We start from the raw sequence: 17679 nt of genomic DNA, 5'->3' as shown, positions 1-17679 counted from the left end.
TGCTCGCCGGAGAGCCGGAGCGTTACCACGAAGACCGGGCAGCGGCCGTGCTGGACGGGGTGTTCGCGGAGGAGGTCGGGGAACACGACGGTGCGGCTCTGGGACCGCGAGCGTCACCTCTCTGCGTCGCCCGGCAGACGGGTCGCGGCGACCGGCGTCGGACGCTGAATGCTCGTCCTCACGGCGTCGCCTTCGAGGGTGCATGGGCGCCCATGACACGAATCCGGCGGCCCGTGATCCGATTCGGATGAATCGCGATCCACTGGTGGCGTCCGTCTCCTATCCACGGGCCGGTATGCGCGTGTTCCTCCAACCGACGGGTCTCGTGGGAGTCGGTGACCACATGGGCGGGGCCCACGACCAGGACGCTCCAGCCCTGGCTGAAGGCGTCATCGATGTGGTCGACCTCCAGCGCGACGTCTTGGCCGGCTGCCGCGGCCGGGCCGGCTTCCGGCGCGGTGCGGTAGGCGATCAACTCGTCGGCGACGGTGTAGTTCACGGGGAAGATGGCGGGTGCGTCATCGATTGTTACCGCGATTCTGCCGACGCCGTGCGTGGAGAGCCGCTCGCGGCACTCGGCGGCGCTGAGCACCAGTACCTCGGGATGCGCCGCGGCTTTGCCGAAGCCCGCGGGCAGTTCCGTCGTCCTTCCCACAAGCTCAGCCACCGTGGTCTCCAGTGCACTGGCGAGGCGCAGCATGAATCCGATGTCCGGGTCGGCAGTATGTTCTTCCACGTACTGGAGGTACCCGGGCGAGGCAGCGGCCCGGGCTGCGACCTCCTCGCGAGTCAGGCCCAACTCCTGCCTGCGCAGGGCGGCCCGCCGTCCCAGGTCACTGCGCGTCCGGGAGACCGCTGAGGCGGATCCCGTCTCGGGGTTCGTCATCATGTACACATCCCTTTGTCGTCCCGGTATGCCCGGGGGCGGGGACCTCGTCAAAAGCGGTCGGGCCCGGGCTCGTGGTGGACGCGCGCGTTCAAGGCGCCTGTTGCCGTCCGGACCGACGGTGATGAGGTCATTCATGACCGAGCTGGGCCCCTTCGACGGAGTCGGCAGGGCCGGCAGTCATGGTTGGCTTCAGGTCCTCGGCGACCGAGATGACGCCGTCGACACCGGTGCACATGCGTACCAGAACCGGAATGAGGAGGGGGTCCTCCACCGAACCGTGCAATGCCACCTCCCCCTGCATCACCTCAGCGGTCACACCACCGGCCCCGATACGCGCCGTGCGCCCGATGATCTCCCGCGTGATCTCCTCCTGTATCGCCTTGTCCTTGCGCAGGAAGACGCGCAGCAGGTCGCTCCGGCTGACAATGCCCAACAGTGCCTCTGTCTCATCGACCACCGGGAGGCGCTTCACGTGCTGCACTTCCATCAGACGTGCAGCCTCGACAACGGTCCACTCCGGATGCGCGCACACCGCAGGAGCCGACATGAGCTCGGAGGCGGTGCGCCCCTCGGCCCGTGCCCGTTCCCACGCCTCAAGATGCGGCAACGGCGTCCTGCCGGAGAGATCGGACTGGTCGGCTGCCTTCCGGAGCAGATCGGCCTCCGAGACGATCCCGACCGGTCTGCCGAGGCTGTCTAGTACCGGCACTGCGCTCACCGCGCTGTCGGCGAGTTTCTGCGCGATGTCCTTGAACGGTGTATCGAGCTGAACGCTCGCGACCTGCCTGGTCATGAGCTCACTTATCGTGCGGTGCTCCATCTCCGGCTCCTTTCGCCAGGGCGCCCGGCGCCTTGCCCCGCATCTCAAGGGTGATCGGAGCGACGGCTGTCCCGACATGAGCCACTCGGCCCCATCGGACGGCCGGCAGGACCGAAGGGGGCCCGGTCGGCCTGCGTCAGGGACCTATGGCCCCTGACGCAGGAAGAACCGCTCCCACCACGCTGAAGGCATCCATCGATCCGCTTCCGCCCCGCCCGGGAGGCTCCCGGTGTTCATCCAGGCCCTCGATGACACGTTGGTCACACACCTGGTCGCCGACGCCGTCACCGCGCCGTCCATGCACAACGCCCAGCCTTGGTATTTCGACTACGCCCGACACAGCCGCACCTTCACGCTCTCCCTGGACCTCGAACGCGCCATGCCGCGCGCCGACCCCACGACCCGGGGCATGCACTTGGGCTGTGGAGCCGCACTGCTGAACCTGCGCGTCGCCGCTGCGCATGCCGGGCATCAGACGAGGACGACCCTCCTGCCAGACCCCCATGCTCCGGCACTCCTGGCCGCCATGCGGCTGGATGATTCTCACGAGCACATGGACGAGTCCCTCCCCGGTCTCTATCCCGCAATCCACGACCGGCACACCAGCCGGTTCCCGTTCTCGGAGCGCCAGATCCCGGAGAACGTCCGCGCGGCCCTGACCGCGGCCGCCGCCGGAGAGGGAGCACAGCTGACCTTTCTCACCACTCCGCACCGCGAGACCGTGCTCGACCTGATCATGAATGCCGAGGGCTACAACCGCATGGACGCGCCCCGCGAGGAAGAACAGCGTCGCTGGACCCACGGCACATCTTCCGAGGAGCCCACCGCCGGCGTCCCCGACTACGCCTTCGGTCCCGTGAAACGCGGCGGCTCGGCTCCTACCCGGGATTTCGCCGGCCGGCGCACTGTGCCCGGTCGCGCGTACGCGGACTTCGAACGCTGCCCCCAGCTGGCGTCACTCAGCACCACGAGCGACGGACCGGCCGACTGGCTTCGCGCGGGCCAGGCGTTGGAACGCGTCCTGCTCCTTGGCACGCTCCAGGGGCTTGCGAGCTCCTTCGCGACGCAGGCCGTCGAATGGCCGGACCTGCGCTGGATCCTGCGCGACCCGGTCTCCGGGACCGGTCATGTGCACATGATCCTGCGCTTGGGATACGGCCCGCGGGGGCCTCGCACACCGCGTCGGCCAGTTGATCAGGTGCTGACGATCAAGCCGTGAGCCCAGCAGCGCTCGTGGCCTCCTGGCCGGCACTCGGTGTTCACCGGCTGAGAAAGGTGGATGCCGCGTCACGGGGATGTCATGGCCTACCTGCGCAATCCGCCCCCAGAGGCGTCTCGGCCCAGCTGCCCGAGCATCGCGCAGACGCGCCGGGCCGACCGCCCGGCCTCCTCACCGGGCCCTTCGGCCCATGCGAGCCAGGCCGGGGTCCGCGACTCTGGAATCAGCGGCAGGCTCCGGAAGGAATCGCTATGACCTGGGAGACGATCCGCAAGGACGCCACACCGGGCGTCACGCCGAATCTCGCCGACTACGAACGGACCCGCGCCGATTTCACCTGGTCGCGGGCGCGTGCCGCGCTGGCCGGGCTGCCTGGTGGCAGCGGGCTGAACATGGCGTACGAGGCTGTCGACCGGCACGCGGGCGCCGATCGCGGCGGCAAGGTTGCGCTGCGGTGCATCGGGCGTGACGACACCGTCTCGACCGTCACCTATGCCGAGCTGGCCCGTCGGACGGCCCGCTTCGCGAACGTGCTGCGGTCGCTGGGCGTCGGTCGGGGCGACGTGGTGTTCACCCTCCTCGGACGGTGTCCGGAGCTCTACACGGCAGTGCTGGGCACGCTGAAGAACGCGAGCGTGCTCTGTCCGCTGTTCTCTGCTTTCGGCCCCGACCCCGTCGAGCAGCGCCTCAGGCTCGGCGACGCCAGGGTGCTGGTCACCACAGCTTCTCTCTACCGCCGCAAGGTCGCGGACCGCAGGCCGTCGCTCCCCGGTCTCGCGCACGTCCTCATCGTCGGACCCGGTTCCGGGGAACTGCCCGGCACCCTCTCGTTCGACGCGCTGACCGCTGCGGCCCCCGAGCAGTTCACCATCCCGCCGACCTCTCCCGAGGACATGGCGCTGCTGCATTTCACGAGCGGTACCACCGGTGCTCCCAAGGGCGCGATCCACGTGCACGAAGCGGTCGTCGCTCACCACGCCACGGCGGCATACGCCCTCGATCTGCACTCCGAGGACGTGTACTGGTGCACCGCCGACCCCGGCTGGGTCACCGGCATGTCGTACGGCATCATCGCTCCGCTCGTCCATGGCGTGACACTCGTGGTCGACGAGGGCGACTACGATGCCCGGCGCTGGTACCGGATCCTCGGTGAGCAGCGTGTCAGTGTCTGGTACACCGCGCCCACGGCCCTGCGCATGCTCATGCGTACCACTCCCCGGCAAGAACGCCACGACCTGCCTGTCACGTACGGCCTCTCGGCACTGCGCTTCGTCGCGTCCGTCGGCGAACCCCTCAACCCCGAGGCCGTGGTCTGGGGCCAGGAGGTGCTGGGCCTACCCGTCCACGACAACTGGTGGCAGACCGAGACGGGTTGCATCATGGTCGCGAACTTCGCCGCCTGCGAGATCCGGCCCGGCTCGATGGGGCGGCCGCTGCCGGGTGTCGAGGCGGCTGTGCTGGAGCGCGGCGAGGACGGACGGGCGCTGATCACCGACGGCAAGGTGACGGTGCTGGAAAAGCCTGGTGTCGAGGGCGAGTTGGCGCTGCGACCCGGCTGGCCGTCCATGTTCCGCGGCTATTTGAACGACAAGGAGCGTTACGAGGCCGCGTTCGCCGACGGCTGGTACCTGACCGGGGACCTGGCCAGGCGGGACGAAGACGGCTGGTTCTGGTTCGTCGGGCGTGCCGACGACGTCATCAAGTCGGCGGGGCACCTGGTCGGCCCCTTCGAAGTGGAGAGCGCGTTGATGGAACACCCGGCGGTCGCCGAGGCCGGGGTGATAGGACGGCCCGATCCCGTCGCCGGGAACATCGTCAAGGCGTTCGTCTCACTGCGCCCCGGCACCGAACCGACGCCGGCGATGAAGCGCGAGCTGCTGGCTTTCGCCCGCCGTCGGCTGGGCCCCGCCGTCGCGCCGCGGGAGATCGCCTTCGATCAGAACTTGCCCAGGACCCGCAGCGGAAAGGTCATGCGCCGGCTGCTGCGCGCCCGCGAACTCGGGCTGCCCACCGGCGACCTGTCCACCTTGGAGGGACCGGCATGAGCCCCGCCCGCGGTACCCGCAAGCGGAAGGCCTCCCCCTCCACGCAGGGGGCCAGCACGGCGAGCACGGGCCGGACCACCGCGACGTCGGCTGCGGCGGCGTCCGAACGGGAGCCTGTCGCCGGCCGGCCGAGGACCGAGCACCGCCGCGAGTTGCTGCACGCCATGCTGCGCATCCGGCGCTTCGAGGAGCGCTGCGTCGAGCTGTACAGCGCCGCGAAGATCCGCGGCTTCGTCCATCTCTACATCGGGGAGGAAGCCGTCGCCGTCGGCGTCAACGAAGCACTGACATCCGAGGACGCGGTGGTTGCCACGTACCGCGAGCACGGACACGCGCTCGCCCGCGGTATCCCGGCCGAGGCCGTGATGGCCGAGATGTACGGCAAGACGACCGGATGCAGCGGGGGCCGTGGCGGATCCATGCACCTCTTCGATGCCGGCCGCCGCTTCTACGGCGGCAACGCGATCGTCGCCGGCGGGCTCCCGCTGGCCGCCGGGCTCGCGCTCGCCGATCGCATGCGCGGCCAGCCCCGTGTCACCTGCTGTTTCTTCGGTGATGGTGCCTACGCGGAAGGGGAGTTCCACGAGACGGCGAATCTGGCTGCCCTATGGAACCTGCCGCTGCTGCTCGTTTGCGAGAACAACCTGTACGCCATGGGCACCGCTATCGAACGCCATGAGGCGCAGACCGACCTGGCTCTGCGCGCCGCCTCGTACGGCATGGCGGCATGGGCGGTGGACGGCATGGATGTCGAGGCCGTGGAGCGTGCCGCGCGCCGGGCCGCTGAGAGCATTCGGGGCGGCGGGGGACCGCGCTTCCTCGAAATGCGCACCTACCGCTTCCGAGCCCACTCCATGTACGACCCGGACCGCTACCGCGACAAGACGGAGGTGGAGCAGTGGAAGGCCGGGGATCCGGTCACGCGGCTCATGGACCGTACCCGTGAGGACGGTGAGCTGGGCGAGAAGGAGCTCACCGGGATCGAGCGCCGGATCACCGAGGAGATCGACGCCGCCGTGGAGGCTGCCGAGCAGGCACCTGAGGAGTCGGTCGAGGACCTGCTGCGCCACGTCACCAGTCGTTCCACGGAGGTGACCTGACCATGGGCACCGGCCGGGCGGACGAGCGGAAGACGACATACCGGGAAGCGATGCGCGAGGCCATGCGCGAGGCGCTTCGCGCCGACGACCGGGTCTTTCTGATGGGCGAGGACGTGGGCCGGTATGGCGGCTGCTTCGGCGTGAGCCTCGGCCTGCTGGAGGAGTTCGGGCCGGAGCGGATCCGCGACGCGCCACTGTCGGAGTCCGCGTTCGTGGGCGCGGGCATAGGCGCGGCACTGTCCGGGCTCCGGCCCATCGTCGAGATCATGACCGTCAACTCCAGCCTGCTCGCCCTCGACCAGATCCTCAACAACGCCGCCACGCTGCTGCACATGTCGGGCGGCCAACTGCCCGTTCCACTCGTGATCCGGATGACGACGGGCGCGGGCCGGCAGCTCGCCGCCCAGCACTCCCACAGCCTTGAAGGCTGGTACGCACACATCCCCGGCATCCGGGTGCTCGCTCCGGCGACCATCGGGGACGCCCGCCACATGCTGGCTCCGGCGCTGGCCGACCCCGACCCGGTGCTGATCTTCGAACACGGCAGTCTCTACAACACCGCAGGTGAACTGGCCCCGCTCAGCTCCCCGGTAGACCTGGATCGCGCTGCGGTCCGCAGGCGCGGCACCGACATCTCCCTGATCACATACGGCGGTTCGCTGCCGAAGGCGCTCGCGGCGGCGGACGAGCTGGCGGCCGACGACATCAGTGCCGAGGTCGTCGACCTGCGTACGCTGCGGCCACTCGATGACGAGACCATCGACGCCTCGGTGGCGCGGACACACCGCGCAGTGATCGTCGATGAGGCGTGGCGCTCCGGCAGCCTGGCCGCCGAGGTATCGGCGCGGATCGCCGAACGCTCGCTCTATGAGCTGGACGCGCCGGTCGAGCGGGTGTGCAGCGCGGAAGTGCCGATCCCGTACGCGCGTCTGCTGGAACAGGCGGCGCTGCCGCGGACCGCCGACATCGTCGCAGCTGCGCACCGGGCGGTGGACTGACGATGGCCGAGTTCACGATGCCGTCGCTGGGTGCCGACATGGACGAGGGCACGTTGCAGGAGTGGTTGGTGCGCGCCGGCGACCGGGTGCGCAAAGGGGATGCGGTCGCGGTCGTCGAGACCGCGAAGTCCACGATCGAGGTGGAGTGCTTTGAGACGGGCACGGTGGGGAAGCTTCTCGTCGACCCGGGGACGACGGTCCCGGTGGGCGCCGCGCTCGCGCTGATCGAGCCGGCGGGGGAGCCCGGGGCGCCGAAAGAGCGGGAGAAGCCCGACAAACCCAAGAAGCGCCGGAGGGGTGACGAGGCGCGACCGGAGGAACGGGAGGCCCAGGAGCGGCGACCGGCCGCCCAGCCGGCGCCGGGCCCCGCGAAGGAGCCGGTCCCGGCTCCGGCCGGCGTCAACGACGGCGTCCGCGGCGACGAGGGCCCCTTGATCCGGCATCTGGCGGAGCAGGCCGGAGTCGACCTGGACGCCGTTCACGGATCCGGGCCCGGAAAACGTGTCACCCGAGCCGACGTCGAGCGGGCGGCTGCGGCACGGCGGTTGCCCGCCCGCATCACCCCCCTGGCCCGACGACTGGCCGGTGAGCTGGGCGTCGACCTCTCCGGAGTGACCGGTACCGGCAGGGACGGCGCCGTTCGCGCGGCGGACGTTCGCCAGGCAGCCCCCGGCCCAACAGCGCCTGCCGAGCAGGAGAGCAGCGGTGCGGCTGCTGCCAGTCCCTCTGCGGAGCGCCGGCCGGCAGGGATGCGCGAGGCCATCGCAGGCCTGATGGCTCGTGCAAACCGCGAGATCCCGCACTACTACCTGTCCACGACCGTCGACCTGACCGCCGCGATGGACTGGATGCACGAGTACAACCGCCACTGTCCACCCGGTGCACGGCTGCTTCCCGCGGCCCTGTTGCTCAAGGCCGCGGCCCGGGCGGCGCGAGAGGTCCCCGCACTGAACGGCTTCTGGACCGATGACGGATTCAGCGCGGGCCGGGGAGTACACCTGGGGGTGGCCGTGTCCCTGCGCGGCGGTGGACTCGTCGCCCCCGCCCTGCACGACGCCGATACTCTCGAACTCCCCCAGCTGATGGCCGGCTTGAAGGACCTGGTCCACCGTGCCCGTACGGGCAGACTGCGGGGCTCCGAGGTGTCCGACGCCACCATCACGGTCACCAACCTGGGCGACCAGGGGGTGGAATCCGTTCTTGGTGTGATCTACCCGCCACAGGTGGCTCTGGTGGGCTTCGGAAGGGTTGTCGAACGGCCCTGGGCGGTCGATGGCCTCCTCGGCGTGCGGCCGGTGGTCACGGCCACCCTGTCGGCGGATCACCGGGCCACTGATGGGGCTGTCGGAGCCCGCTATCTCACTGCGGTTGACCGCTTCTTGCAGAGCCCGGAGGAGATATGAAGCGCGACGAAGCACTGGACATGGTGAAGGAATCGCTGGCCGAGGTCGTCCCGGACGCCGACGTCACGGCCCTGGGGCCCGATGACAAGTTCCGGGAGGCTCTCGAAATCGACTCGCTCGACTTCCTCAGCTTCATCGAGATCCTCGGCCGACGCACCGGATTCCGGATCGAGGACGAGGACACCGCGCACCTCACCACGCTGGCGGACAGCGCAGACTTCCTCGTCGCTCGCACGGCTGACGGGTCATGAGGGAAGGGCGCATGGCCTTGACCACACTCGGCGGCCGCTGCCGCGGCTCGCATGAGCGGGGCGGGATTCCGTCCTGGGCGCGGATCCCGCCCTGGGCGCGGCTGCCCCGGCATCGGCTGGACGCCGTGGCCGAAATCGGCGGACGTGCGGGTCGGTGAACGTCTCCGGATTGATGAGCGCTCCGGTCGTGGCCGTACAGGCTCGGACGCAACGGGGAGCGCGGGCGCGCCGGCACACGACGGTCGAGGACGTGCCCTACTCCGAACGGGTGTGAGCGCTGAGGCCGGTCGCCACGCCTCGGAACCGACCCCGGATGCGCCCTTCAGCGACCGCCGTGACGATGAGGGCATGGCTCCCGTCCGACTTGCCGACCCTTCCGATGCCTTCCGGGCCCTCGCCGACCGACGCGGGAGGCCCGGGCAACGGTTGACGGAATCCCCGGCCCGGACCCGGGCGGGTACGACGGACAGGCCCGAAGCCTGGGCTCCGGCCGGACGTAAAAATTGAACCCGAGTCGCGCTGGGCCCTGTGTTGGCCTCCGCTCGGGCCGCACGGCGCACTGTGCGCGGAGAGGGAACGACATGCTGGAGAGAGCCACGGACGCACCCGCCGGCGTCGACGCGGTAAAGGCGATCGGGGCCGTGTCGAAGAACGACTACCAGACGGTGGTCGAGCCACTCATCGAGGATGCTCGGAGGGAAGGCCGCCGCATTCGGATCCTGTGCGAGATCGGTCCCGAGTTCACGTCCCTCACCCCCGCAGCCGCCTGGGAGGACCTCAAGGTCGGCATGGGTGCCATGAGACTGTTCGAGGGGTGTGCGGTCGTCAGTGATGTGCGCTGGGTCCGTGAGTCGACCCGGTTGGCAAGCTTTCTGATGGCTTGTCCTGTGCGCGTCTTCGGAAGCCAGGAGCGTGACGAGGCCCTGCGCTGGCTGGCGTCGCTTCCCGAGGGCCCTGGCATCTCCCACCGGCTGACCGAATCCGGCGTGCTCGTGGTCGAGGTCGAACAGCCCCTGCGTGCACAGGATTTCGATGCCGTCGCCTTGACCGTGGACAGCTGGCTCGGGACGCACACCGAATTGGCCGGCGTCGTGATCCATGCGCGTGAGTTCCCCGGATGGGAGAATATCGGGGGCTTGATCCGTCATGTGCGGTTCATTCGCGACCACCACCGGAAGGTCAGGAAGATCGCACTGGCGGCTGACAGTAAGGTCGCCGCCCTGGTACCCCAGCTTGCGAATCACTTCGTCCGAGCCGAAGTGCGGCGGTTCGCATACGACGAACTCAATGACGCCCTCGCATGGGCAGCCAGCCCTCCGGTCCGTTAGTACTCCAGTGAGAAATCGTTGCCTGAGCTGGTCGGCTTTGTTGTTCCGAGCATGGTGGGGATGGATGAAGCTGACTTGTGCGTGGGGAGTTGGAGTCGGCCTTCGCGCGTGTGGCGCGCCGGTTCTCGCGGGTGGTTCTGCGGTGGCGGATGCGGGACTACGTGCGCGGTCTGCTGGCTCCGGTGGAGCGGAAGAATGGCTGGCAGCCGGCCGAGTATGCAGGTCACCGCGGGCCGGCCGGCTTCCAGCAGCTGTTGAACGGCGCCTCCTGGGACGCTGAAGCGGTCCGGGACGATCTGCAGCAGTACGTCGCCGAGCGGCTTGGCGCCCCGGACAGGGTTCCGATCGTCGATGACACCGGTTTCCTGAAGAAGGGCGTCACTTCTGCCGGTGTGCAGCGGCAGTTCTCGGTACGGCGGGCCGTACCGAGAACTGCCAGATTGGGGGTGCGACGCGAGGTCGCACGCTGTGAGTGGTTACGTAGGGAGGAGGTCGGCGTGACGCCGATGACGTAACCCGGGCCGGTGTCCAAGGCCCGTCCCCTCGGCCGAGACGTACGAGGAAGAGGGCGCCGCAGCCATCAACCGCTGACCACCTCCATCTCGTCTGACCCGGGCGCGGCAGCGATGCGAAAACCGGAGGGCGGATCGGTGTGACCGTCGACGCCTTGAGCGGCCGGGCGGGGTCGCGGGCGCGGATCACGTCCGCCGTGTGGGCGAGGGGCGCGCCGCTTCGGCATCGATACTGGCGCTGGTGGTGCGGGTGATCCCGACGGTCCGCACGTCGCGGATCCCGAGACGATGGGCGAGCCCAACCGCCGGGATCACGCCGCCGCGCGTGGTACTTACCACGGCTTGCCGATGTGGAAGCTGGGCAGAGATCCGCTCAGCCTCCGGTACGTCGACGGGCAAGCAGCCGCCGGGCCGGAGCTCCGAGCGGGGCCGGTGGAGCGGGGTGTCCCGCCGCACCGGAGACCCGCCGGGGTGTCAGTGTGACCAGAAGAATCTTCGTCTCACACATCTCTCACAAACGAGAGCGCGCGGGAGCGCACGGGGACCTCTGACCTGGACATTCGCTGTCGCCACGGATCACGGTGGACCAGGTGAACATTACATAGGCTAGGAGCATGGCCTACGAAATTCCGGTGACGCAAGCCCGGGCGGAGCTGGCGGATCTGATCAACCGAGTCGTCTACGGCAGCGAGCGGGTGGTCGTCACCCGCCACGGCAAGCCGCTGGTGGCCCTGGTGTCCGCCGCTGACCTGCAGCTTCTCGAAGAGCTGGGGCGGCGCGAGAAGGACACGGAAGAGGAGCAGGTGATCAGCACGGTCTCGGCCGTGCGGCCGCTCCCGTCCGCTCCGGGCGAACGGCGGCGGTTCGGGATCGCCGCGGAACACCGCGACCCGGCCGCCGGGGATCGGCGGCCGGGTCGCGGGCACTGAGGGGTCAGCCGGAGCTGACCGCGCGATGGTGCGGGCGGCTCAGGAGCTGAGCGTCCAGATCGCGTGCGCGATGGCGTCGGTGTTGTTGTCCAGCGCCTTGTCGTCGAGGTTCTTCGAGGTGTCGCAGGACTGGTGGTAGCAGGCGTCGAACGCCTTGCCCGCCGTGCCGCCCCAGGCCTTCGCCTGCTTCTCGGTCTTGATGTAGTCGGCGCCGGAGAACAGGCCGCCGACCGGGATGCCGGCGTCCTTGAAGGAGGCGTGGTCGGAGCGCCCGTCGCCCTCGGTCTCCTTCTCGGTGGCGATGTTCTTGGTGGCGAACCAGTCCTTGAAGACCTTCTCCAGGCGGGTGTCGTCGTCGTAGACGAAGTAGCCCGGGTTGGGTGAGCCGATCATGTCGAAGTTCAGATACGAGTCGATCTTCGACTTGTCGGCGCCGAGCTTGTCGACATAGGCCTTCGAGCCGACCATGCCGTCCTCCTCGTCGCCGAACCAGGCGAAGCGGAGGTGCTTGGTGGGCTTGAGGTTCGACTTGGCGACCGCGAGGGCGACCTCCAGGATGCCCGCCGAGCCGGAGCCGTTGTCGTTGATGCCGGGGCCGGCGGGGACCGAGTCCAGGTGGGCACCGGCCATCACGGTCTTGCTTTCGTCGCCACCCTTCCAGTCGGCGACGAGGTTGTAGCCCTTGGCGCCGCCGTTGTCGAACTCCTCGACCTTGGTGGTGAAGCCGGCCTTGTCCAGCTTTTCCTTGACGTAGTCGATGGACGCCTTGTAGCCGGCCTTGCCGTGGGCGCGGTTGCCGCCGTTGGCGTCGGCGATCGACTGCAGCTGGTCCAGGTCGGCCTTGACGGCCTTGACGTCGATGTCCGGGGCGTCCGCCGGTGCGGGGTCGGCGTGGGCGCCGGCCGCGGTGAAGAGGGTGGCGGCCAGGGCGGTCGCGGCGCCCGTGGCGAGCGCGGCCCGGCGTATTCGTGCCGAATTTTTCACGGTATGAGCTCCAGGTGTGGGGGGATGGTGCGGAGCGTTTTGACGCGCACATGAGAATTGCGATCACTTTGCAAACCGTCAAGAGCGCATATCGGACAGGCGCGTTCGCCGAGCGGGGTGTATCCCGTTGGATGTGGTTGATGGTGGTTCGTGGTGTGTGGGTGTCATCTGTTCTGTGGTCGCGCGCGGTTCGCAAGGGGTGGATTTCGCCACGGGATCCCGTGTGTCGCAGGGCGAGGGGGAGGGGCTGAGGGGTGTGTGCTCGCCCCCCGGGCGGGCGGTGGTGGCGCCGTGTTGCGGAGTGCTGCCGCGGTGTTACGTCGGCCGTATGAAAGGACGCCGACGCGTCCCTGGCTGTAACGCCGACGAAATCCCGCCGAACTAGTCTCCTGACGTGGGGCTCTTGATGGCCAAGTGCTGGAAGTCGGTTTGCTCCTCCTTTAATTACTGCGTGGTACATCTATCGGCACAGGTGTGCCCACGCCTGTGACCTGGGTGAATGTGTCCGGGTGGGAAGACCGTGAGGTGGAACGTATGCAACTGACCCCGCATGAACAGGAACGCCTGATGATTCATGTGGCGGCCGACGTGGCCGAAAAGCGCCGCTCGCGGGGAGTGAAGCTGAACCACCCGGAGTCGATCGCGTTGCTGACCGTGCACATCCTCGAAGGCGCCCGGGACGGCCGTACGGTCGCCGAGCTCATGTCCTCCGGCCGCAAGGTGCTCACCCGCGACGAGGTCATGGAGGGCGTCCCGGAGATGATCCACGACGTACAGGTCGAGGCCACCTTCCCCGACGGCACCAAGCTCGTCACCGTTCACGAACCCATCAACTGACCGCGGGAGTACCGAAGATGATCCCGGGACAGATTCTCCACGCCGACGAGCCGGTACGCCTCAACGAAGGCCTCCCCCGCACGCGTATGACCGTCCTCAACGCCGCCGACCGCCCCGTGCAGGTCGGCTCCCACTACCACTTCGCCGAGGCCAATCCCGGCCTGGAATTCGACCGCGCGGCCGCGCACGGCAAGCGGCTGAACGTCGCGGCCGGCTCCGCCGTGCGCTTCGAGCCCGGCATCCCCACCGAGATCGAACTCGTACCCCTCGGGGGCAAGCGGATCGTCGAAGGACTGCGCGGGGAGACCGGAGGCACTCTCGATGGCTGAGCTGACCCGTCAGGCGTACGCAGACCTCTTTGGCCCCACCGCCGGCGACCGGATCCGGCTCGCCGACACCGACCTGGTCATCGAGATCACCGAGGACCGCTCGGGCGGGCCCGGCCGGGCCGGTGACGAGGCCGTCTTCGGCGGCGGCAAGGTGATCCGCGAATCGATGGGGCAGTCCCGCGCCACCCGCGCCGAGGGCACCCCCGACACCGTGATCACCGGCGTGGTCGTGCTGGACCACTGGGGCATCGTCAAGGCCGACGTCGGCATCCGCGACGGGCGGATCACCGCCCTGGGCAAGGCCGGCAACCCCGACACCATGGACGGCGTCCACCCCGACCTGGTCATCGGACCCGAGACCGAGATCATCGCCGGCAACGGCAAGATCCTGACGGCCGGCGCCATCGACACCCACGTCCACTTCATCTGCCCCCAGCAGGCGGACGAGGCCCTCGCCTCCGGCGTCACGACGATGATCGGCGGCGGTACCGGCCCCGCCGAAGGCAGCAAGGCCACCACGATCACCCCCGGCGCCTGGCACGTGGCCCGGATGTTCGAGGCGATGGACTCCCTGCCGGTCAATGTCGGACTGCTCGGCAAGGGCAACACCACCTCCCTCGCCTCGATGCGCGACCAACTGCGGGCCGGCATCCTCGGCTTCAAGATCCACGAGGACTGGGGCGCGACCCCGGCCGTCCTCGACGCCTGCCTGACCGTCTGTGAGGAGAGCGGCGCCCAGCTCGCGATCCACACCGACACCCTCAACGAGGCCGGCTTCCTCGGCGACACCCTCGCGGCCATCGCCGGCCGCTCGATCCACGCCTTCCATGTCGAAGGTGCCGGCGGCGGACACGCCCCCGACATGATCGCGATGGTCTCCGAGCCCAACGTGCTGCCCGCGTCCACCAACCCCACCCGGCCGCACACCGTCAACACCGTCGAGGAACACCTCGACATGCTGATGGTCTGCCACCACCTCAACCCCGCCGTCCCCGAGGACCTGGCCTTCGCGGAATCCCGGATCCGGCCCTCCACCATCGCCGCCGAGGACATCCTGCACGACCTCGGCGCCATCTCGATCATGTCCTCCGACGCCCAGGCCATGGGCCGGATCGGCGAGGTCGTGCTGCGTACCTGGCAGACCGCGCACGTCATGAAGCGGCGCCGGGGCAGCCTGCCCGGCGACGGGGGTGCGGACAACCACCGCGCCCGCCGCTATGTCGCGAAGTACACCATCAACGCCGCGCTCGCCCAGGGCATCGACCATGTCGTCGGCTCCGTCGAGGACGGCAAGCTCGCCGACCTCGTCCTGTGGGACCCGGCGTTCTTCGGCGTCAAGCCGCAGCTGGTCATCAAGGGCGGCCAGATCGCGTATGCGCAGATGGGCGACGCCAATGCGTCCATCCCCACGCCGCAGCCGGTGCTGCCCCGCCCGATGTTCGGTGCCACCGGCAAGGCGCCCGGCAGCAACTCGGTCAACTTCGTCTCCCCGCAGGCCCTCGACGACGCGCTCCCCGAACGCCTCCCGCTGGCGAAGCGCTACGAGGCGATCCGCTCCACCCGCGGCGTCACCAAGGCCGACATGCGCAACAACGACGCCCTGCCGCGGGTCCAGGTCGACCCCGACACCTTCACGGTGACCATCGACGGCGAGGTGGTCGAACCCGCCCCCGCCGCCGAACTGCCCATGGCCCAGCGGTACTTCCTCTTCTGATGTGGCGCCGATGGAACATCCCGACGAACGCCCCGGACCACCGATGAGCCGCGCCGCGCTGCTCGTCCTCGCCGACGGCCGGTTCCCCGCCGGCGGGCACGCCCACTCGGGCGGTGCCGAACCGGCCGTCACCGCGGGACGCATCACGGACGCCGCCACCCTGGAGACCTTCTGCCGCGGCCGGCTGCACACCGCCGGCCTGGTCGCCGCCGGGCTCGCCGCCGCGGCCGCCGCCGGCCACGACCCGCTCCTCCTGGATGACGCCGCCGACGCCCGGACGCCCGTACCGGCGCTGCGGCAGGTCGCCCGGCGGCTCGGCCGGCAGATGATGCGGGCCGCCCGCGCGACCTGGCCGAGCGCCGCGCTCGACGCGCTCGCCGCGGCCCGTCCGCGCGGCGCACACCAGCCCGTCGTGCTGGGCCTGGCCGCCCGGTCCGCAGGCCTGGCGCCGCTGGACGCCGCGCACGCCGCGGCCTACGAGAGCATCAGCGGTCCGGCCGGCGCGGCCGTCCGGCTGCTGAGCCTGGACCCCTTCGACGCCACAGCCGTGCTCGCCCGCCTCGCCGCCGACGTCGACCGGGTCGCCCAGCAGGGCGCCGACGCCGCGGAGCGGGTCGTCGCCGAAGGGACCGATGCGCTGCCCGCCGCCTCCGCGCCACTGCTCGACATCACCGCCCAGCAGCACGCGGCCTGGCCGGTGCGACTCTTCGCGTCCTGACCCCGCCGGCCCCTGCCGGACCCGCGCGCCCCTGGCCGTACGAACCACGGAGTGACCATGCACCTCGACCACAAGGAAACCTTCCCCGAGCGGCACACCTACAGTGCCGCCGAGCCGAAGCGCCCCGACGGCACCCGGCGCGCGCTGCGCATCGGTCTCGGCGGGCCGGTCGGCACCGGCAAGACCGCCACCGTCGCCGCACTCTGCCGGGCCCTGCGCGACGAACTGTCCCTCGCTGTGGTCACCAACGACATCTACACCCGCGAGGACGCCGAGTTCCTGCTCCGTGCGGCCGTCCTGCCCGCCGAGCGGATCTCCGCCGTCGAGACCGGCGCCTGTCCGCACACCGCCATCCGCGACGACATCTCCGCGAACCTGGAGGCGGTGGAGGACCTGGAGGACGCGGTCGGCCCCCTCGACCTGGTCCTGGTCGAGTCCGGCGGGGACAATCTGACGGCCACCTTCTCCAAGGGGCTGGTCGATGCCCAGATCTTCGTCATCGACGTGGCCGGCGGCGATGACATCCCCCGCAAGGGCGGCCCCGGCGTCACGACGTCCGATCTGCTCGTCATCAACAAGACCGACCTGGCGCCGTACGTCGGCGTGGATCTGGCGGGCATGGCCCGCGATGCGAAGGCGCAGCGCGGCGAGCTGCCGGTCGTCTTCACCGCGCTGACGTCCGAGAACGGCGTGCGGCCGGTCTCCGACTGGGTCCGCGGGCGGCTGGCCGACTGGACCGCGGGCCGCGCATGACCCTCGCACTGGACACACCGGCCCGGCCCGAGGGGACGCGCGCCCCGTCGGCCGCCGGACTGCGTGCCACCGCCCGCATCCTCGCGCGGCCCGACTCCGTGGGCCTCACCCGGCTGCCCGTCCTCGACGGCGACGGCCCGCTCGCGCTGCGCCGCGTCGGCGCGCCCGGCCGGCAGGCCCGGGTCTGCGTGGTGGGCGCGATGAGCGCCCCGCTCGGCGGCGACCGGCTGGGGCTCGACGCCACCGTCGAGGCGGGCGGTGCGCTGTGCGTCACGGCCGCCGCCGCGACCGTCGCGCTGCCCGGTCGTACCGGGGAACCCGCCCATTACGACGTACGGTTGACGGTGGGCGACGGCGCACGGCTCGACTGGCTGCCGGAGCCGCTGATCTCCGCGGCGGGCAGCGATCTGCGGATGACCACCACCGTCGAACTCGCCCCCACCGCCCGTCTGGTACTCCGCGAGGAGCAGGTGCTGGGGCGCAGCGGCGAGGAGACCGGTGCACTGCGCAGCCGGCTCACCGTCCGCCGTGCCGGCCGGACCCTGCTCGACCAGGAGACGGCCTACGGGCCCGGCGTCCCCGGCTGGGACGGTTCCGCCGTCCTGGGCGGACACCGGGCGGTCGGCCAATTCCTGGTGGTCTCACCGGACTTCGACGACCGGCCGGCGGACGTGCGGTTGCTCGGCGCCGCGGCGGGCGAACGGTCCGCGGCGGACGAGGGCCAGGGGGTCCTCGCGCCGCTCGCCGGCCCGGCGGTGCTGGCCACGGCCGTCGCCCCGGACGCGCTGCGGCTGCGCCGTCTCCTGGACGAGGCCGCGCGGAGCGCCGCCGCCGGGTGAGGGCGGCGGCG

17 protein-coding genes and 1 pseudogene are annotated in these 17679 nt (G+C 70.2%); 15 read left to right on the top strand and 3 right to left on the bottom strand.

The annotated features are described in order from the left end of the window. Positions 1 to 178: 178 nt before the first annotated feature. Positions 179 to 889 (bottom strand): helix-turn-helix domain-containing protein, encoded by a 711-nt coding sequence (locus EST54_RS00555; protein ID WP_239013860.1) that lies wholly within the window; start codon positions 887 to 889, stop codon positions 179 to 181. A 127-nt stretch (positions 890 to 1016) separates the two neighbouring features. Then, positions 1017 to 1709, bottom strand: coding sequence for a CBS domain-containing protein (locus EST54_RS00550; RefSeq protein WP_129243559.1), 693 nt, complete (start codon positions 1707 to 1709; stop codon positions 1017 to 1019). A 229-nt stretch (positions 1710 to 1938) separates the two neighbouring features. Here EST54_RS00550 and EST54_RS00545 point away from each other — a divergent pair, with 229 nt between their 5' ends. The 9 genes and pseudogenes from EST54_RS00545 (at position 1939) to EST54_RS00505 (ending at position 11494) form a co-directional block, all read left to right on the top strand. After that, positions 1939 to 2928 (top strand): Acg family FMN-binding oxidoreductase, encoded by a 990-nt coding sequence (locus EST54_RS00545; protein ID WP_129243556.1) that lies wholly within the window; start codon positions 1939 to 1941, stop codon positions 2926 to 2928. Between the two features lie 251 nt (positions 2929 to 3179). Continuing rightward, entirely contained in the window at positions 3180 to 4973 is a 1794-nt protein-coding gene (gene acsA / locus EST54_RS00540; protein ID WP_129243553.1) for an acetate--CoA ligase, read from the top strand. Further along, a complete protein-coding gene (pdhA, locus tag EST54_RS00535; protein ID WP_129243550.1) occupies positions 4970 to 6073 on the top strand; it encodes a pyruvate dehydrogenase (acetyl-transferring) E1 component subunit alpha in 1104 nt (367 codons plus the stop codon). The genes acsA and pdhA overlap by 4 nt, the downstream gene beginning before the upstream one ends. A gap of 2 nt (positions 6074 to 6075) precedes the next feature. After that, a complete protein-coding gene (locus EST54_RS00530) occupies positions 6076 to 7071 on the top strand; it encodes an alpha-ketoacid dehydrogenase subunit beta (protein WP_129243547.1) in 996 nt (331 codons plus the stop codon). A 2-nt stretch (positions 7072 to 7073) separates the two neighbouring features. Then, positions 7074 to 8474, top strand: coding sequence for a 2-oxo acid dehydrogenase subunit E2 (locus EST54_RS00525; RefSeq protein WP_129243544.1), 1401 nt, complete (start codon positions 7074 to 7076; stop codon positions 8472 to 8474). Then, positions 8471 to 8725 (top strand): acyl carrier protein, encoded by a 255-nt coding sequence (locus tag EST54_RS00520; protein WP_167511454.1) that lies wholly within the window; start codon positions 8471 to 8473, stop codon positions 8723 to 8725. The genes EST54_RS00525 and EST54_RS00520 overlap by 4 nt, the downstream gene beginning before the upstream one ends. 581 nt (positions 8726 to 9306) lie before the next feature. Next, complete coding sequence (locus EST54_RS00515) at positions 9307 to 10053, top strand: SpoIIAA family protein (protein ID WP_129243541.1); 747 nt, start codon at positions 9307 to 9309, stop codon at positions 10051 to 10053. Between the two features lie 77 nt (positions 10054 to 10130). After that, positions 10131 to 10498 (top strand): annotated as a pseudogene (locus EST54_RS00510) (transposase); the annotation flags it as partial. A gap of 681 nt (positions 10499 to 11179) precedes the next feature. After that, positions 11180 to 11494, top strand: a complete 315-nt coding sequence (locus EST54_RS00505) for a type II toxin-antitoxin system Phd/YefM family antitoxin (RefSeq protein WP_129243538.1) — start codon at positions 11180 to 11182, stop codon at positions 11492 to 11494. Positions 11495 to 11533: 39 nt separating this feature from the next. Here the strand turns inward: EST54_RS00505 and EST54_RS00500 are convergent, their stop codons facing one another. Next, on the bottom strand, positions 11534 to 12478 hold the full coding sequence (locus EST54_RS00500; RefSeq protein WP_129243535.1) for a M28 family metallopeptidase: 945 nt from the start codon (positions 12476 to 12478) through the stop codon (positions 11534 to 11536). A 534-nt stretch (positions 12479 to 13012) separates the two neighbouring features. Between EST54_RS00500 and EST54_RS00495 the strand changes: the two genes are divergently transcribed. The 6 genes from EST54_RS00495 to EST54_RS00470 are packed head-to-tail and all read left to right on the top strand — an operon-like array spanning position 13013 to position 17668. Beyond that, the gene (locus EST54_RS00495; protein ID WP_006608038.1) at positions 13013 to 13315 is read left to right on the top strand and encodes an urease subunit gamma; all 303 of its coding nucleotides are present in this window, start codon (positions 13013 to 13015) and stop codon (positions 13313 to 13315) included. Positions 13316 to 13332: 17 nt separating this feature from the next. Beyond that, positions 13333 to 13644 carry an urease subunit beta gene (locus tag EST54_RS00490; RefSeq protein WP_129243532.1) on the top strand — a complete coding sequence of 104 codons (312 nt, stop codon included), beginning with the start codon at positions 13333 to 13335 and terminating at the stop codon, positions 13642 to 13644. Continuing rightward, on the top strand, positions 13637 to 15358 hold the full coding sequence (locus EST54_RS00485) for an urease subunit alpha (protein WP_129243529.1): 1722 nt from the start codon (positions 13637 to 13639) through the stop codon (positions 15356 to 15358). The genes EST54_RS00490 and EST54_RS00485 overlap by 8 nt, the downstream gene beginning before the upstream one ends. 43 nt (positions 15359 to 15401) lie before the next feature. Continuing rightward, the gene (locus tag EST54_RS00480; RefSeq protein ID WP_129243716.1) at positions 15402 to 16076 is read left to right on the top strand and encodes an urease accessory protein UreF; all 675 of its coding nucleotides are present in this window, start codon (positions 15402 to 15404) and stop codon (positions 16074 to 16076) included. Positions 16077 to 16133: 57 nt separating this feature from the next. Next, positions 16134 to 16829 carry an urease accessory protein UreG gene (ureG, locus tag EST54_RS00475; protein WP_129243714.1) on the top strand — a complete coding sequence of 232 codons (696 nt, stop codon included), beginning with the start codon at positions 16134 to 16136 and terminating at the stop codon, positions 16827 to 16829. Beyond that, a complete protein-coding gene (locus tag EST54_RS00470) occupies positions 16826 to 17668 on the top strand; it encodes an urease accessory protein UreD (protein ID WP_129243526.1) in 843 nt (280 codons plus the stop codon). Before ureG ends, EST54_RS00470 begins: the two co-directional genes overlap by 4 nt. The last annotated feature ends 11 nt before the right edge of the window (positions 17669 to 17679 follow it).

This window comes from Streptomyces sioyaensis, from assembly GCF_004122735.1.
GTDB classification, from domain to species: Bacteria; Actinomycetota; Actinomycetes; order Streptomycetales; family Streptomycetaceae; genus Streptomyces; species Streptomyces sioyaensis.
This window is presented reverse-complemented; position numbering and strand designations above follow the sequence as displayed.

What these genes read in the sequence shown, in the direction of transcription:
- acsA (WP_129243553.1), top strand. Translation starts at nt 3,180, where the DNA reads ATGACCTGGGAGACGATCCGCAAGGACGCCACACCGGGCGTCACGCCG.
- EST54_RS00515 (WP_129243541.1), top strand. Translation starts at nt 9,307, where the DNA reads ATGCTGGAGAGAGCCACGGACGCACCCGCCGGCGTCGACGCGGTAAAG.
- EST54_RS00530 (WP_129243547.1), top strand. Translation starts at nt 6,076, where the DNA reads ATGGGCACCGGCCGGGCGGACGAGCGGAAGACGACATACCGGGAAGCG.
- EST54_RS00520 (WP_167511454.1), top strand. Translation starts at nt 8,471, where the DNA reads ATGAAGCGCGACGAAGCACTGGACATGGTGAAGGAATCGCTGGCCGAG.
- EST54_RS00470 (WP_129243526.1), top strand. Translation starts at nt 16,826, where the DNA reads ATGACCCTCGCACTGGACACACCGGCCCGGCCCGAGGGGACGCGCGCC.
- EST54_RS00525 (WP_129243544.1), top strand. Translation starts at nt 7,074, where the DNA reads ATGGCCGAGTTCACGATGCCGTCGCTGGGTGCCGACATGGACGAGGGC.
- EST54_RS00555 (WP_239013860.1), bottom strand. Translation starts at nt 889, where the DNA reads ATGATGACGAACCCCGAGACGGGATCCGCCTCAGCGGTCTCCCGGACG.
- EST54_RS00550 (WP_129243559.1), bottom strand. Translation starts at nt 1,709, where the DNA reads ATGGAGCACCGCACGATAAGTGAGCTCATGACCAGGCAGGTCGCGAGC.
- EST54_RS00505 (WP_129243538.1), top strand. Translation starts at nt 11,180, where the DNA reads ATGGCCTACGAAATTCCGGTGACGCAAGCCCGGGCGGAGCTGGCGGAT.
- pdhA (WP_129243550.1), top strand. Translation starts at nt 4,970, where the DNA reads ATGAGCCCCGCCCGCGGTACCCGCAAGCGGAAGGCCTCCCCCTCCACG.
- EST54_RS00495 (WP_006608038.1), top strand. Translation starts at nt 13,013, where the DNA reads ATGCAACTGACCCCGCATGAACAGGAACGCCTGATGATTCATGTGGCG.
- EST54_RS00480 (WP_129243716.1), top strand. Translation starts at nt 15,402, where the DNA reads ATGAGCCGCGCCGCGCTGCTCGTCCTCGCCGACGGCCGGTTCCCCGCC.
- ureG (WP_129243714.1), top strand. Translation starts at nt 16,134, where the DNA reads ATGCACCTCGACCACAAGGAAACCTTCCCCGAGCGGCACACCTACAGT.
- EST54_RS00490 (WP_129243532.1), top strand. Translation starts at nt 13,333, where the DNA reads ATGATCCCGGGACAGATTCTCCACGCCGACGAGCCGGTACGCCTCAAC.
- EST54_RS00485 (WP_129243529.1), top strand. Translation starts at nt 13,637, where the DNA reads ATGGCTGAGCTGACCCGTCAGGCGTACGCAGACCTCTTTGGCCCCACC.